The sequence below is a fragment of the Calditrichota bacterium genome (genome assembly GCA_016867835.1).
Lineage (GTDB): Bacteria > Electryoneota > AABM5-125-24 > Hatepunaeales > Hatepunaeaceae > VGIQ01.
In genome coordinates this window covers 1-15068 of sequence record VGIQ01000011.1, presented here as the reverse complement: position 1 = coordinate 15068, position 15068 = coordinate 1, and the positions used below count along the sequence as shown (strand labels likewise).

Genomic DNA, 15068 nt, shown 5'->3' with positions numbered 1-15068 from the left:
TCGAATGTTCGCAGCATCCTGTTGACCGATAATGCTGCATTCAACTGTCATTCTCTGCGATGCACCCCAACCGATAGCAACACTCCAGTTGCAGCGAGACATGTGAGCAGAAACGACCCGCCATAACTGAGAAACGGCAGGGGGAGGCCGGTTACCGGCAGCATCCCAAGCGCCATCCCGATGTTGATTACCGCATGATAGGCAACCAGCCCGGTCATTCCAACCGCCACCAATGCAGCAAACTGAGTCCGCGCCCGCCAGGCGATCCTCAGACCACGCCAGCCGTAAATCAGGATGAGCAGCATGACCGTCGTCGTCCCTAAAAGTCCGAACTCCTCTCCCGCCAAAGCGAAGATGAAGTCGGTATGCTGCTGGGGCAGAAACCGTAACTGCGTCTGCGTCCCCTTTAGGTAACCGCTCCCAAAGATGCCACCCGACCCGACGGCAACCTTGGATTGGATCACCTGGTAGCCCGATCCGAGCGGATCGGCTTCGGGATCGAGAAAGGTCGTAAGCCGCTTCTGTTGATAAGGCTCCAGCCTATTCCATGCCATCGGAGCCGCAAAGGCAGCGGCTACGCAAAGCCCGACCATCAGGATCGTCCCTACCCACTTCATACCACTGCGCCAGAGCAGGGCAAAGCCGACCGCCACCAAAGGTAGTGAAATATACGGCAATGTCGCTGCAAAAAGCGAGATGAAGGGCAGCGCCGCGACCAGAAAATACCACATCGGAAGCCCGGACCAACCGAGGATCGAAACGCTGGTTGCAACGAATACTGTCGAAGTGCCAAGATCTGGCTGAGCCATTACCAGCATTAGCGGCGGAAACATCACAACGAATAGCAGCACCAGCGACTTCCAGCCCAGTTCATCGTGCCGCAACTGCCCCAATAGACGCGCTGCCATGATGATCATTGCCAATTTTGCCGGTTCGGATGGCTGCAGGCTAAAGCCTCCGATACTAAGCCATCGCCGGGCACCGAGGTGTTCATCTCCGGCGATATCGACAAAGAGCAATGCGGCGAGCATTAGCAAGTAGAAGGCCACCGACCAGACATAGTAAAGTCGAAGCGGAGTCAGTGCCAACATTAGCATCAGCCCGAGCCCGACTCCAGCAAAGAGGAGTTGTTTGTCGAAATGGCTCGAGTTGCCAAGGGCGTGATCCGCGCTGTAGATCAGAAGCAGCCCGATGCCGGTCAGGAGGAAGGTCGCAATAAGGAGCCAGCGATCGAGGAGCGCGATTTTGCCGCTGCGTCCGATGCGTTCACTCATCGTCCGGCTCTGATGGGGTATCCAGGACTTGTCCAAGCGTATCGATCGGCGCAGATGGCGTTCCCGGCACCGCCGTCACCCATTTATCCGGCCTCGGCCCCGGGTAGAGGTTATGGATGTGCCATTCCATCAATTGACAGGCAATCGGAGCCGCGCCAGACGAGCCGTGTTCGCCATGCTCGACCACGACCGCGCAGGCAATGACAGGATCGTCGAAGGGAGCAAAACCGACGAAAAGTGCATGATCCTTGCCGTGAGGATTCTGAGCCGTGCCGGTCTTTCCGGCAATGACGATGTCCTGGCGCTTCTGTCGACCGGCGGTTCCACCAGGCTCGTTGACGACCATCCGCATCGCTTCCCGCAATCTCGCCAAAATCATCGGAGAAATGTTCACCGGACGCAAGACCGGATCTATGGGACGAATCTCGCCGCTGATCGGATGAACCAAATCACGCCCTAAATGCGGACGGGCTATGACCCCGGTTGCTATGGCGCCGGTATGAACCGCCAGTTGAAGCGGCGTTGCGAGGACCTCGCCCTGCCCGATGGCGATGTTGGCAGCCAGACCTTTGCTCCATCCGCTCGTCCCGTGTCTGCGGCTTAGGTAGGTCGAAGTCGGCGCCAGACCTTTTAATTCACCATCCAGGTCGATCCCGGTGCGGCTTCCCAACGCAAGTTGCAGTGCCGAACGGCTGATAGCATCGACGCCGATCCGAAGACCAACAGTATAAAAAAAGACGTCGCACGACTTCTGAAGCCCTCCGGCCCAATCGAGTGTCCCGTGCCCGCTCTTATTCCAGCACTTGAAGTAACGGTTGCCGATTTGCATTCCGCCGCCGCACGAGGTGTGAAATCCGGGGGTTACGACACCGGCTTCAAGCCCTGCAGCAAGGGTGACCATCTTGAAAGTCGATCCAGGCGGGTAGAGGCCCTGTATGGCACGGTTCAGGAGCGGGTATTCAGGATCGGTTTCGAGCGCTCGCCAGATTTCAGGTGGCAATACTCCGGCGAACAGAGCCGGGTCATAGTCCGGAAGGCTGAGCAAGGTAAGGATCTCGCCGTTGCGGGGATCGAGTGCGACGACGGCACCGGTCTTGTCGGTCAGCAATTCGGCCGCCAGTTGCTGCAAGCCGGCATCGATATTGAGGATCAAATCCCATCCGGCTTGAGGCGCAACCGGAGGCGGGTCCTCGACGACTCCCAATATCCGCCCGTTGGAGTCAACTTCGAGAAAACGCACCCCGGGCGTCCCGCCAAGCCATTCCTCATAAGTTTTCTCAAGCCCTCGCCGGCCAATCAATCCAAAGCGCCCCTTCTCCTTCTTCGCATCGGGAGGTCGCTCCCCGACATAGCCGAGGAAGTGCGCCGCTCCGGGGATCGGGTAATTGCGTTTGGCTTCGGACTGAAAGGTGATGCCCGGCAGATCGATTTTGTTGGCTTCGAGTCGGGCTAACAAATGCAGCGGGATGTCGCGCATCACCGGGGCAGGCTGAAAGGTCGTCCACCCACGCTGACTGATTCGACGCTCCAGCACGGCCGGCTCAAGGCCGAGATCGCTCGAAAGAAGTTCGATCGTATGGGGATTGCGGCGGATCGTCCAGGGCAGAGCATAGACGGTGTAGATCGGCCGATTATCGACCAAAAGGGCACCGTTGCGGTCGAATATGCGTCCTCGTGGTGGTTCTATAACATCGGCTCGCAGGCGGTTGGCTGCAGCCTGCTTCAAAAAGTCTGGGCGGCTTACCACCTGCATTTGGAAGAGCCGAATCTCTATGCCGACCAGGAGAAGCGCTATAAACACCACGTAGAAGAGATAGCGTCGCTCGCTCCACCAAATATGAGAGGGTCTTTTCACGCCGCACTCATCGTTTGAGCCGCCGTCCACGACCGCTCAATCCGGGAGGCCCAACCGGCCGAGGCCCCAGCGGTGCAAGCGCCCATATCAGCCCGGCGAGCACTGTGTAAAGCATCGCCGGGATTGCCGTCCAAAGGAAATAGACGGCGTAGTCGGGCACACCCGCAAACAGCCCGGCAAGGGTGAACTGAAGGAGCGATGTCAGGGCGACGAAGGTCATCCACCATCCGCTGCTAATCGTCCCGGCCCGACCTTCCAGCCAAACCGCCAGCCAAAACGCAAGGTTGCTCTTCAGGAATGCCATTATCCCCAACGGCCCCAGCGACAGCGCATCCTGGGATAGTCCCAAAAAGAACCCGAGCCAAAGCCCGGTCCAACGCCCGTAGCGAAGCGTCGCCCAAAGGATGTAAATGAGCAGGATATCGGGACGCGCCCCGGCAATCGTAATGAGATGGGATAGGGCAATGTGCGCAATTAGAATACCTGCGCCGCCCAGTGCAACCAGAAGGAAGGTGGTCAAGGAGAGGTCTGCCGGACGACAAAGACCTCACCGACACGGCTATAATCGACGGTAGGCTCTACTTCAATGTTCATTAGCCAGCCTTCGGGTGAAGGTCGGACAGATACCGCATGACCAATCATCAAGCCGGGCGGAAAGATGCCTCCGGCACCCGAGGTGATGACTGAATCCCCGGCGGCCGGTTCCGCAGAGAGGGGAACACCGTCGAGACGAAGACGGCCCGATCCGAGCGCATGCAGTATCCCGCCGACACCGCCACTGGCAAGCCGGGCTGCAACCCCGAACTTCGGGTCGCTCACCAGTTGAACTGTAGCACTCGACCCGGACATTCGGTAGATGCGACCGACCAGTCCATGAGCCGAAACGACGGCCATATTTTGCCGTAATCCCTGCTCCGCCCCCCGATCGATGATGATTCCGACGATGCCGGCATCGCTCGTCGCGCCGACCACCAATGCCGGTACCAAATCGAATTGCGAACGTTGGCGAAAGTCAAGAAGCGCGCGAAGGCGTTCGTTTTCCCGACGGATATCCTCTATCTGGGTTGCTTCGAAGGCAAGTTGCGTAAGTTGCTGCCGCAGCAGACGGTTTTCAGCCCAAAGTCCGACCATTCGGGCAATTCCGTTCAACGGCGCGCCACTGATAGCCACGGCGTCTGAGAGACTACGCCGCATTTCGCTCTCACCCGATACTTGATCTCGAATGAAGATCAAGATCGAGAGCAGCGACACCAGCAGCCAGGGTCCGAAGCGCTTTGCGAGCAGGGTCATACCGTCAGCATCAATTGCTGGTCAGCAGAAGGTCCTGATAATAGTCGAAGTCGTCGAGAACCTTGCCGATGCCGCGCACCACGCAAGTGAGTGGCTCATCGGCACGGTTGACAGGGAGGTTGGTCTCGTCGCGGAGATGTTGGTCGAGCCGTTTCAGTAGTGATCCGCCGCCGGTCAGTATGATCCCCCGATCGCGGATGTCAGCTGCCAGTTCAGGCGGGGTCTTTTCGAGGGCTTCCTTGACTGCCAGGACGATTTGCGAAACCGGCTCCTGCAGCGCCCGGCGTATCTCCTCTGAAGTGATCTCCTTCTCCTTCGGCATCCCGGAGACAAGGTCCCGACCTTTGGCATGAAGCACAATCTCGGTGGGGAGCTCCGCCGCCGAGCCAAGCATCCACTTGAGCCACTCCGACATTCGGTCGCCGACCAAAAGGTTGTGCTGGGTGCGAATGTATTTGGCAATGGCTTCGTTCATCTCGTCCCCGGCGGTGCGGATCGAGTGCATCGTAACGATACCAGAGAGCGATATCACGGCGATTTCGGTCGTCCCACCACCTATATCGACGATCATCGAGCCGACCGGCTCCTTGACCGGAAGTTGAGCACCCAGCGCCGCGGCCATCGGCTCGGCGATCAGGTGCACTTCCCGCGCTCCGGCATACTCCGCCGAGTCGCGAATGACCCGCTTTTCGGACTTTGTAACGCCCGACGGCACCCCGACGATCACCCGAGGGCGCATCAGTTTGCTGTGCTGCACCCGACGCAGAAAGGAACGGATCATGATCTCTGCGACTTCGTCGTCGTCGATCACACCGTCCCGCATCGGACGAATCACTTCGATATCGCCATGCGCCTTGCCCATCATCTCCCACGCCTTGGTTCCGATGGCGAGCACCTTGCGGTCGCGACGTGTGACGGCGACAACCGAAGGCTCCCGGACGGCAATGCCAAGCCCCTTTAGATAGACCAGGGTATTGGCTGTTCCGAGGTCTATTGCGATGTCGCTGGTGATGATAGAAGTGAATGCTGGCAAATGTAATCCGTTCTGCCGTTAATATGCCGATCCAAACACCTAAGGATACAATCCCGCGAGAGATGCACCTCTGCGCTCAGAGTGGCATCCAGTTGGACAACCTAATCGAAACGACCTCAATGCCGAAAGTGCCGTCGTCCGGTAAAGACCATAGCGATACCGCGCTCGTCGGCCGCGGCAATCACCTCGGCATCGCGCATAGACCCTCCCGGCTGCACGACCACCTTTACACCGGCATCGATGAGCAGATCTATGCCATCCCGGAAGGGGAAAAAGGCATCGGAGGCGGCAACGCACCCATCAAGCGCAAGCCCGGACTGGCCTGCTTTCCAAATGGCGATGTGCGCCGCATCGACGCGGGACATTTGACCGGCGCCGATTCCAAGCGTCCGATCTCCATCGGCAAGGAGGATCGCATTGGACTTCACGTAGCGGACCGATTTCCAGGCGAACCGGAGCGCTTCCCACTGCGCCGGATCGGGCTGAAGCCGGGTGACAACTTTGGCTTCTTCCAGTTCGGGAAAACCGAAGTCATCCTCCTGCATTAAAACCCCGCCCCAGACGGTGCGCATATCTATCCGCCCGGCTGGAGGCAATCCCGACAGACGAATGATACGGAGGTTCTTCGACTTGCGCAACTCCTTCAGCGCGATTTCTGTATAATCGGGCGCAGCGACGACCTCCATAAAGCCCTCGCGCAGGACTTTCGCAGCCTCTTCATCGACCGGACAGTTGAAGCCGGCTATTCCGCCAAATGCCGAGACCGGATCGGTGGAGCGCGCCATCTTGCAGGCTTCGGCTGCTGTCGCACCTTGTCCAATACCGCAGGGAGTCGTGTGCTTCAAGATCGCTACCGTCGGGCGCTCAAACTCGCGAGGTAACCGGAGAGCGATGTCAAGATCGAGTAAGTTGTTGAATGATAATTGTTTGCCGCCAAGCACCTCGACTCCGGCTACACCAGTTGCGCCCTGACCGCCGAGGCGATAAAACTGTGCCTTCTGATGCGGATTCTCGCCATACCGCAAGTCAAGGTCTGACATCAAAGGCAGCCCGAAGTGACCTGGGAATCCAGAGTCGTCATTCTCCAACCAGCCCGCAATGCATCCGTCGTAGAACGATGTCCACTGCAGAGCCAGAGCCGCCAGGCGGCGGCGCTCGGCGCGTCCAATGATTCCCTCCGAAGCGGCAATCAGTTCACTAAAAGGCCCAAAGACTTCAGCCCGGCAGAGCACCGTCACCCGGTCGAAGTTCTTGGCTGCAGCCCGGATAAGTGACACACCGCCGACGTCGATCAGTTCGATCGTTGCGGCTTCACCGGTGCGCTGTTCACTGGTTCGCTCGAAGGGATAGAGATCGATTGCAATCAAGTCGAACGGGTCGATTTGATGCCGCCTAAGATCTTCGTCATCCGACGCTGAACCAGCACGTGCAAGGACTCCGGCATAAAGTGTCGGATGGAGGGTTTTGACCCGGCCGGCCAGAAGGTCGTCGAAACCCGTCCAACGGTCCGTCCGTTCAACCGGAAGGCCGGCTTTGGCTATAGCATCGGCCGTTCCGCCGCTGGCGACAAGGGAAACACCCAGGACGTGAAGTTGCTGCGCCAGGGAAATGGCTTCGTCCTTGCGAAAACACGAAAGCAAAGCGCGCCGGATCCGGACATCGCCGGTCGGCGGAAGGGACTCAAAGTTCATCATTGTCGACTATGATACTCGCCCGCAATTTTGGCCAGAATTCGTGGATAGATAAGATGTTCCATTTCCAGTACCCGCGCGCCAAGGGTAGCGGCCGTGTCGCCCGGCAGCACCGGCACGGTTTCCTGGGCGATTACCAAGCCATGATCGTAGATCTCGTCCACAAAGTGAATCGTAACGCCGGTTACGGTCTCTCCGGCGTCCAGGACCGCCTGATGGACGTGGTGCCCGAACATCCCCTTCCCACCGAACTTAGGCAGCAGCGCCGGGTGGATATTGACGATCTGGCCGGGAAAGGCTTTGACCACCGCCGGAGGGACCATTTTCATGTAACCGGCAAGCACTATCCAATCTACAGAATGCCGCTGCAGAGCGGCGATCATCGCAGTCGCAAACGACCCGCCGTCGGGAAAACTCTCGCGCTGAAGCAAGACAACCGGGATTCCGCGCGATAATGCTGTTCGTGCACCCAGTGCAGACGGATTATGGGTTACTACCAGGCAGACCGATGCCGCGAGCGTTCCCTTATCAATTGCTTCGAGGATCGCTTCGAAGTTACTCCCCCGCCCCGACAGAAAGACCGCCAGATTCAAACGGCATCCCCGACAAGCGTCATTCTGCCCTCCGAAATCTGGACAGTTGCACCCACCGGCAATGTGAACCTGTCGCCCCGATGCCCATAAGGAAGGCCAGAATAGACTGGCAGACTTGGGAAGTGTTCGCAAACGATGCGCCGCGCATCTTCGGCGATGTCTCGTCCCTGCCAAAGGAAACAGCCCAATACCAACGCTCTTAGTTTATCCAAAGCGCCGCTGTCTCTCAGTTGCCAGATCATACGGTCGATCCGGTAAGGTGCTTCACCAGTTTCTTCGAGAACCACTATGGATTCGGTCAAATCTGGCATCCAGGGCGTTCCTGCCAACGCAGCGAGTATGCTGAGGCAGACTGGGACCATCGGACCTTCAACGGTTCCAACTACGTTGTCTCCACCCAATATGACCTCGGACTCCCCGGGCCAGCCAAACCGCCGCCCGGAGCCATCAAGCCAGCCTCGAAAATGGGCTGCCGAGCGTTCTGTGGCGCTGCCCTCCCCCAAACCGTGCGCTGCCTGCAAGCCGGAATAGGTTATCCACCCGGCACGATGCCAGAGATTCAGTTGAAGTCCGCCGATATCACTGAATCCGACAAAAGCCTTGGGGGGACTTGCTGCAAGGTCGTCCCAAGGAAGATCCCGCAACAGACGCAACGATCCATAACCGCCACGCGAACAGATGAGCGCGTCGAACCGGTCACTGCACAATGCTTCGACAAGATCGCCCCGACGTTCGGCGTCGCTTCCTGCAAGGTAATCCTCCCGATCAAGCGCGTGAGGTGCAATCTCGACCTCGTAGCCCCACGACTCAAGAATCGCCTTGCCGTGCCTCACATATTCCGCATCCGCCGGCCCGGCCGGTGAGACGATGCCGATCCGGTCGCCAGCCTTTAGAGCCTTAGGCCACCGGCTGGGACGGGGTAGGCTAGCTGTTGGCGACACTGCTACCAAACCGGCGATGCGAGCCGGTAATCGCCGAAGCCGTAGTCATCTCGAAAGACAAATCGCTTGCCGAGGTGGTGATAGTACCATATCTCGACCGGAGGATCAGGATGGTCGTTGTTGGGTCGCTCGATCTCTGATGGACTGCCGTAAATGATGTAGATTCGGCCGCGGTCGCTCTCCCAGCCCGCTCGTGCGGTGCTGTAGTGCAGATTGGTATAGGCGACACGGCTGTAGTATTCCCGCATCCGGCCAGGAGCAGACTCGCCGTCCGCTGGATAGATGTCTCTCCAAAACCTAAGGAATGCCTCTTCACGTTGAGACGGAAATCCCGACCGAAGCGCCTCGATCTCAGCATCGGTGGCAATATAGCGCAACTGCTGAATAGCCGACTCAAGACTGCTTATGGTGCCCGGGAGGTCGAAGGCATTGATCCTGAATTCGACTTTCCGCACAACCTGTTGCTCGCCCGACTCGCCGCGCAGAATCAGGTGATACCGCCCCAAAGAGAGACCGCTGCAATCGATGGAGAAGGATTGGGTCGATTGGTTTGCTCCTCCGACCAGGGAGAGGCTGTCCCGGGAACGTTCGTTGCCGTCGCTGTCGAGCAAGGTCAGATGCAGTGCTACGATCTGCGACGGGTCGCGGCGTTGGACATCGACGAAGAAATGAATCCGGCCGGTGCTGTCGGGGACAACTCCGGCTACGGCAGGCTCTGCAGGAAGGCCGCTTTCCGCATCGAGTTGCCCCGAACGCGCCGGAAGAACATCCGACAGGTCGAATCCGTTGGGCGATCTTGATACCGTGAATTCCCGCTCGATCAACTCCCTTCGCCCCGACTCCCGGTCATATAGCAGTATTTTCGCCTGATAAACCCCTTCGTTCAGATTCATTGTGAAGGGCACGGTGAGGAACTCACGCCGGGTATTGGTGTTTTGAAAAGCCTCCACCGTGGTCGAAGCGTTCTTCACCAGTCGAATAACTTGGCGCTTGTCGGAATATATCGAGAGATTGACCTCGACCGAAGCGCTGAAGCCACCGTCCTTGCGGACAAACTGCAGCATATCGTGCGGGGTCTCGACTACGACATCGACTCGCGGCGTGTCGGAATCGGTGCTGAGGCGGCGATAAGCAGCCGCTTCGAAGAGCGGCTGTCCGAGATCACCTTCGCTGCGGTAGGATTGGGCGGTCGCTGCCGAAGTCAACGATAATACGGCTATTGCCGTCAAAATACCGTGGGTCATCTTCATCATAGAATTATTCAGCCAGCAGCGCATCGACATAGACTTTGGCATCAAACAACTGCAGATCGGAGATGCCCTCCCCCAATCCAAGATAAGTAATAGGCAGTCCCAACTCCTGTCGGATTGGAACAACGATACCGCCGCGGGCAGTTCCATCCAACTTGGTGACGATTAGTCCGGTAGCGCCCGCCGAAGCGAGGAATCCCCGCGCTTGTGACAGGCCGTTCTGTCCGGTGGTAGCATCCAGAACCAGCAGCGTCTCATGAGGCGAGGACGGGTCGAGCCGCCCCAGAACGCGCCGAATTTTGGCCAATTCGTCCATTAAATTCTGCCGCGCCTGCAACCGTCCGGCGGTATCGACAATCAACACGTCATCGCCCTGCGCTCGACACGAACTGTAGGCATCGAAAGCCACCGCCGCCGGATCCGCCCCCGGCGCCTGGCTTATAAGCCTTGCTCCGCCGCGCTTTGCCCATACCTCCAACTGCTCGATCGCGGCGGCTCGAAACGTATCGGCAGCGGCTATCGCACATCTTAAGCCCTGCTGCGCAAAATGATGCGCAAGTTTGCCGGCAGTCGTCGTCTTGCCAGTGCCGTTGACACCTACCAGGAGAATAACATAGGGCTTGGCATCGACCTTGGGAGAGGGTGGAAGCCCATTGAGGATTTCGGCCAAGGCCTCTTTGACGCGAGCCGCAGGATCGCCTAAACGACTACTTACGTCACGACCGGCTTGCCTTAGTATCTCCATCAGGCGATCGGTTGCAGCGACCCCAAGGTCAGCCGTCAGGAGCAGTTCCTCAACCTCTTCCAAAGCATCCGGGTCCCACTGGTTGCGGCGAAAGAGCACCGATAGGCGCTCGGTGGCTGCTTCACGAGTGCGCATCAGCCCGGCTCGAATACGGTTGAATAGGCTCATCCCGCGTGAACCTTTTCAAGTTTATTGTCTTCGCCGTTATGCCGGTTACGCCAGTGCAATTTATTGCGCAGAAGAGTGAAAAATGTCGGAGCACGGAAGGTGACGACCCGGGTCACGAACGGGCTGCGCCTGATGCGGATGGTCGCTCCCGAAGGTAGATCGGCTATTTTACGTCCATCGGCCGAAAGGCTGAACCAACCCTGCTCGCTGTAGGCGGCAATTTCGATTCGACGGTCAGGCGAGAGCAACAGCGGCCGATTGGCTAACATATGCGGTGATATGGGGTTGACGATAATCGCGTCGAGTCGCGGCTCTACGATAGGGCCTCCAACCGAGAGCGAATAGCCGGTCGAACCAGTCGGCGTTGCGATGATCAGGCCGTCGGAATAAAACTCGTTAAGAAATTCGCCATCGACGCGCGTCTCAAGCCGGATCGTTCGGGTGAACGCTCCCTTGTCGATCACGATGTCGTTCAGCGCAATAACCGGCTCGATGCCTTCACCGACCGCCTCCAGCATCATCCGCTCCTGCTCCCGGTAACGACCCGTTTTCAGATCGTCGAGGCGGGCGTCGATTTCGTCGATATTGACTTCCGCCAGATAACCGAAGCCGCCGAGATTGACGCCGATGATCGGCTTGCCAGCCGGTGCGACAAGGCGGGCGGTCTGCAGGAAGGTGCCGTCGCCACCGAAAGAGAGGACGTAATCGACGCCTTCGGCGACCATTTCAGGAGGGACGATCTCGCAACCGGTATCGCCTATCAAGCCGGTTAGATCGGAGGCCACCCGACAGGATATTCCAGCGGCATGCTGCCGTCTCAGGAACGGCTCAACGAACTCCCGTATCCGCGGTTTGCCGGTATTGGCGATGATTCCGAGGCGCACGATCTCGCCCTATAGCCGGAATAGTCCGACCCGGCGTCGTGGACGAACCGTCCGCCGGGCAAAGAAGCCGAGCGCTGTTTTACGAATCGCCGCCCGGTCGATTCCGGTATCGCGCAGGAGACTGGCGCGGTCACCGTGTGCAATGAACTTGTCGGGCAGCCCCATCCGGCAAATCTCTATCGGAAGTTGATGGTCGGTGATATGCTCGATCAAGGCCGAGCCCATACCGCCCTCAAGGGTATTCTCTTCGATAGTTAGCCACTTGGAGAATCGCTGCGAAAATTCGCGCAAGGTTTCGGTATCGAGCGGCTTCAAACAGCGTAAATCGACTACCGCGAGGTTGAGCAGTTCTTCGTTCACCAGGTCGAGCGCGGCGTCGAGTGCTTCGCGCAGGATTATCCCGCAACCGACGATAAGCCCGTCGGTCCCGTCGCGCAGCATCTCCGGGCGGGTCAAATCGGTTTCGGGACGGACCGGCGGGTCGAATCGCAGCGATTTGCCACGGGGAAAACGGATCGCCGTGGCGTGGTCATCCTTCAGAAGTACAAATCGAAGCATTGCCCGCATCTGGTCGCTATCGCGCGGAATCAAAATCCGCACCTCAGGAATGGCTCGCAGGTAGGAGAGATCGAAGGCGCCATGATGAGTGGGGCCATCCTCACCGACGATACCGGCGCGATCGACTCCGAAGACGACCGGCAGTTCCTGCAAAGCGACATCGTGAATCAACTGATCGTAGGCGCGCTGAAAGAAAGTCGAATAGATCGCCACTACCGGCTTATATCCTTGCGCTGCCAAGCCGGCTGCAAAGGTTACGGCATGTTGTTCCGCAATACCGACATCGAAGCACCGCTCCGGAAATTCAGCCTGAAACTGCCCGAGCGCGCTCCCTTCGATCATTGCCGGAGTGATGGCAACGACCTTCTCATCTTCATGGGCAACCTTAAGTAGTTCGTCTGAGAAGTGCCCGGCAAAGGTCAATTCACCGCTCGCAGCCACCGGTCCAAACTCGGGATCGAACTTGCTGACGCCGTGAAGTCTCAGCCCGTCGTTCTCGGCGTGATGATAGCCTTTGCCCTTCTCGGTCAGGACGTGTACCAGCACCGGCCCCTGTATCGCCTTCAGCCAACTGAACATCTTCACGAGTTCGCCAGTATCGTGTCCGTCGATAGGCCCTACATAGCGAAAGCCGAGCCGTTCAAACCATAACCCCGGCACCAGCATCGCCCGGATACCGGCATCGACGCCGCCCAACGCTTTGCGCAACTGTGAACCGCGCGGCAGTTGCCCCGCCAGTTGCCACATGCTGTCCTTGAGGCGTTCAAAACGGGGATCGGCGCGAAGTGAGGAGATATGCCGCGAGAGCGCGCCGACATTGGGCGATATCGCCATCCGGTTGTCGTTAAGGACGACCGTTATGTCCCGGCCCTCGGAACCGGCGTTGTTGAGACCCTCGAAGGCGAGCCCTCCAGTCATCCCACCGTCGCCGATGACGGCGATGACCTTGTGGCTCTGACCGGAGAGGTCGCGCGCTACGGCCATCCCAAGTGCGGCTGAAATCGAGGTCGAAGAATGTCCCACGCCGAAAGTATCATAGGGACTTTCAGCGCGACGGGGGAAGCCGGCGATTCCGCCGTATTGCCGGTTGGTGTTGAATCGGCTCCGGCGGCCGGTCAGTATCTTATGTGCATAAGCCTGGGCTCCCACATCCCAGACGATCAAGTCGCGCGGCGTATCATAGACATAGTGGAGCGCCAGAGTCAATTCGATAGCGCCGAGATTTGACCCGAGATGGCCTCCTGTTCGCGATACGACATCGATGACAAAGGTGCGCAGTTCCTCAGCCAGTTGCGGCAGTTGCTCGACCTTCAGCCGCCGCAGATCGTCCGGGCTGTCGATTCCGGTCAAGAGGCTCTCAGCAGCGGTCTCAGGCAATGGTCTCCTCCCGGACCTCGCCGCTCGATTCCCCCACTATGACCTGAATACGGCGCTCGGCTTGATCGAGCAGGCGCTCGCAATAGCGTAACAACTGCTGCCCCTCATCGAAAAGGCGGAACGATTCCTCGAGCGGGGTGGCGGGCTCTTCGAGTTTGCGGGCAATCGCCTCAAGCCTCCGGTAGGCATCTTCGAACGAAGGTTCAGTTCCGGCGGCGGGCGTTTCGCTATTCACTGGGCTTGACTCCGATAACCGCGACAGCGGCGCTGCCACGGGCAAATTGCAGTTCAAGAGGGTCGCCGGAAGCGAGCACTGCCGACGAGCGTATGATAGTCCGGTCCGGTCGACGGGCAACCGCAAAGCCGCGTTCCATAACCGCCGACGGCGAAAGCGCGGTGAGCCGGTCGCGGGTGCCGGTCAGTCTCTGCCGCCACAATTCGAGCAGCCGACGATTGTCCGCTTCGATACGCGCGGCAAGATCGGTCAGGCGCATTCGCTCTTCGTTAACGCGGTTTAGAGCGCGGCGAAAGCCATATCCTCCCCGTATCCGGGCGGTTCGCTCGCGCCAAAGTTCGATCCCCCGACGCAGCGAACGGCTCATCCGTTGACGGGTTTGTCCAAGTGTTGCCAATAAATCTATCCGGTCCGGCACCATCAGGCCGGCAGCGGCAGTCGGCGTCGGAGCCCTAAGATCCGCAGCCAAATCGGAAAGCGATATATCGATCTCGTGCCCGACAGCCGAAACGACCGGTATGCGCGATGAAGCGATAGCCCGGACCACAACTTCCTCATTGAACGCCCAGAGGTCTTCGAGTGATCCCCCGCCGCGGCCTATGACCATCATATCGACGAGATTCATACCGTTGAAGTGCTCAATAGCGGCGGCGATTTCGGCAGCCGCTCCCTCGCCCTGCACCGCTACCGGTATCAAGTAGAGCCTCGCCGGTGGATAGCGGGTGGCAAATCCCCAGGCAAGGTCGTGAAGCGCAGCTCCGGTGCGGGAGGTGACGATACCGATTGCCTGAGGGAAACGCGGGAGCGGTTTCTTGCGGGAGAAGTCGAATAGGCCTTCGGCTGCCAGACGGGTCTTCAGTGCCTCGAATGCCATCTGAAGCGCTCCCAAGCCGGCCGGTATCAATTGGAGGACATCGAACTGATACCGCCCGCCCTGCTCCCAAACGACAACGCGCCCGTAGGCGCGCACTTTCAAGCCGTCGCGCAAATCGAAACCCGGATCGGGGCGGGTGCGCCACATTACCCCCGGGATCTGCGCCCCCTCATCCTTGATAGTGAAATACCGATGCCCCGAAGAGTGGTGTTTCACATTCGACAACTCACCTTCGAGATAGAGCAACGGAAGCCCGTCTTCGAGTAGTCGCCGGATTTCGGCGGTAAGTCGGCTGACTGA

General features: G+C 58.8%; 14 protein-coding genes. All 14 read right to left on the bottom strand.

Annotated elements, in window-relative coordinates:
* Positions 1 to 47: 47 nt before the first annotated feature.
* The gene (gene rodA / locus FJY67_02395) at positions 48 to 1274 is read right to left on the bottom strand and encodes a rod shape-determining protein RodA (protein ID MBM3328310.1); all 1227 of its coding nucleotides are present in this window, start codon (positions 1272 to 1274) and stop codon (positions 48 to 50) included.
* Complete coding sequence (gene mrdA / locus FJY67_02390) at positions 1267 to 3159, bottom strand: penicillin-binding protein 2 (GenBank protein MBM3328309.1); 1893 nt, start codon at positions 3157 to 3159, stop codon at positions 1267 to 1269. The genes rodA and mrdA overlap by 8 nt, the downstream gene beginning before the upstream one ends.
* Positions 3137 to 3649: a rod shape-determining protein MreD gene (gene mreD / locus FJY67_02385; GenBank protein ID MBM3328308.1), complete on the bottom strand. Its 513-nt coding sequence runs from the start codon at positions 3647 to 3649 to the stop codon at positions 3137 to 3139. The genes mrdA and mreD overlap by 23 nt, the downstream gene beginning before the upstream one ends.
* Positions 3646 to 4419: a rod shape-determining protein MreC gene (gene mreC / locus FJY67_02380; protein ID MBM3328307.1), complete on the bottom strand. Its 774-nt coding sequence runs from the start codon at positions 4417 to 4419 to the stop codon at positions 3646 to 3648. Before mreC ends, mreD begins: the two co-directional genes overlap by 4 nt.
* A 10-nt stretch (positions 4420 to 4429) precedes the next feature.
* On the bottom strand, positions 4430 to 5434 hold the full coding sequence (locus FJY67_02375) for a rod shape-determining protein (GenBank protein ID MBM3328306.1): 1005 nt from the start codon (positions 5432 to 5434) through the stop codon (positions 4430 to 4432).
* 134 nt (positions 5435 to 5568) lie between these two features.
* The gene (gene purH, locus FJY67_02370; protein ID MBM3328305.1) at positions 5569 to 7146 is read right to left on the bottom strand and encodes a bifunctional phosphoribosylaminoimidazolecarboxamide formyltransferase/IMP cyclohydrolase; all 1578 of its coding nucleotides are present in this window, start codon (positions 7144 to 7146) and stop codon (positions 5569 to 5571) included.
* Positions 7143 to 7736, bottom strand: a complete 594-nt coding sequence (locus FJY67_02365; GenBank protein MBM3328304.1) for a phosphoribosylglycinamide formyltransferase — start codon at positions 7734 to 7736, stop codon at positions 7143 to 7145. Before FJY67_02365 ends, purH begins: the two co-directional genes overlap by 4 nt.
* Entirely contained in the window at positions 7733 to 8695 is a 963-nt protein-coding gene (locus FJY67_02360) for an LD-carboxypeptidase (protein ID MBM3328303.1), read from the bottom strand. The genes FJY67_02365 and FJY67_02360 overlap by 4 nt, the downstream gene beginning before the upstream one ends.
* Complete coding sequence (locus tag FJY67_02355; GenBank protein ID MBM3328302.1) at positions 8680 to 9972, bottom strand: GWxTD domain-containing protein; 1293 nt, start codon at positions 9970 to 9972, stop codon at positions 8680 to 8682. Before FJY67_02355 ends, FJY67_02360 begins: the two co-directional genes overlap by 16 nt.
* Positions 9935 to 10840, bottom strand: coding sequence for a signal recognition particle-docking protein FtsY (gene ftsY / locus FJY67_02350; protein MBM3328301.1), 906 nt, complete (start codon positions 10838 to 10840; stop codon positions 9935 to 9937). Before ftsY ends, FJY67_02355 begins: the two co-directional genes overlap by 38 nt.
* Complete coding sequence (locus FJY67_02345; GenBank protein ID MBM3328300.1) at positions 10837 to 11724, bottom strand: NAD(+)/NADH kinase; 888 nt, start codon at positions 11722 to 11724, stop codon at positions 10837 to 10839. The genes ftsY and FJY67_02345 overlap by 4 nt, the downstream gene beginning before the upstream one ends.
* 9 nt (positions 11725 to 11733) lie before the next feature.
* Positions 11734 to 13632 carry a 1-deoxy-D-xylulose-5-phosphate synthase gene (gene dxs / locus FJY67_02340; GenBank protein MBM3328299.1) on the bottom strand — a complete coding sequence of 633 codons (1899 nt, stop codon included), beginning with the start codon at positions 13630 to 13632 and terminating at the stop codon, positions 11734 to 11736.
* A 19-nt stretch (positions 13633 to 13651) separates the two neighbouring features.
* Positions 13652 to 14020, bottom strand: a complete 369-nt coding sequence (xseB, locus tag FJY67_02335) for an exodeoxyribonuclease VII small subunit (protein MBM3328298.1) — start codon at positions 14018 to 14020, stop codon at positions 13652 to 13654.
* Positions 13887 to 15068 (bottom strand): exodeoxyribonuclease VII large subunit (gene xseA / locus FJY67_02330; protein MBM3328297.1); only part of this gene is annotated, 1182 nt, incomplete at its 5' end. The genes xseB and xseA, both read right to left, overlap by 134 nt.

What these genes read in the sequence shown, in the direction of transcription:
- purH (MBM3328305.1), bottom strand. Translation starts at nt 7,146, where the DNA reads ATGATGAACTTTGAGTCCCTTCCGCCGACCGGCGATGTCCGGATCCGG.
- mreC (MBM3328307.1), bottom strand. Translation starts at nt 4,419, where the DNA reads ATGACCCTGCTCGCAAAGCGCTTCGGACCCTGGCTGCTGGTGTCGCTG.
- ftsY (MBM3328301.1), bottom strand. Translation starts at nt 10,840, where the DNA reads ATGAGCCTATTCAACCGTATTCGAGCCGGGCTGATGCGCACTCGTGAA.
- FJY67_02355 (MBM3328302.1), bottom strand. Translation starts at nt 9,972, where the DNA reads ATGCCAAAGTCTATGTCGATGCGCTGCTGGCTGAATAATTCTATGATG.
- rodA (MBM3328310.1), bottom strand. Translation starts at nt 1,274, where the DNA reads ATGAGTGAACGCATCGGACGCAGCGGCAAAATCGCGCTCCTCGATCGC.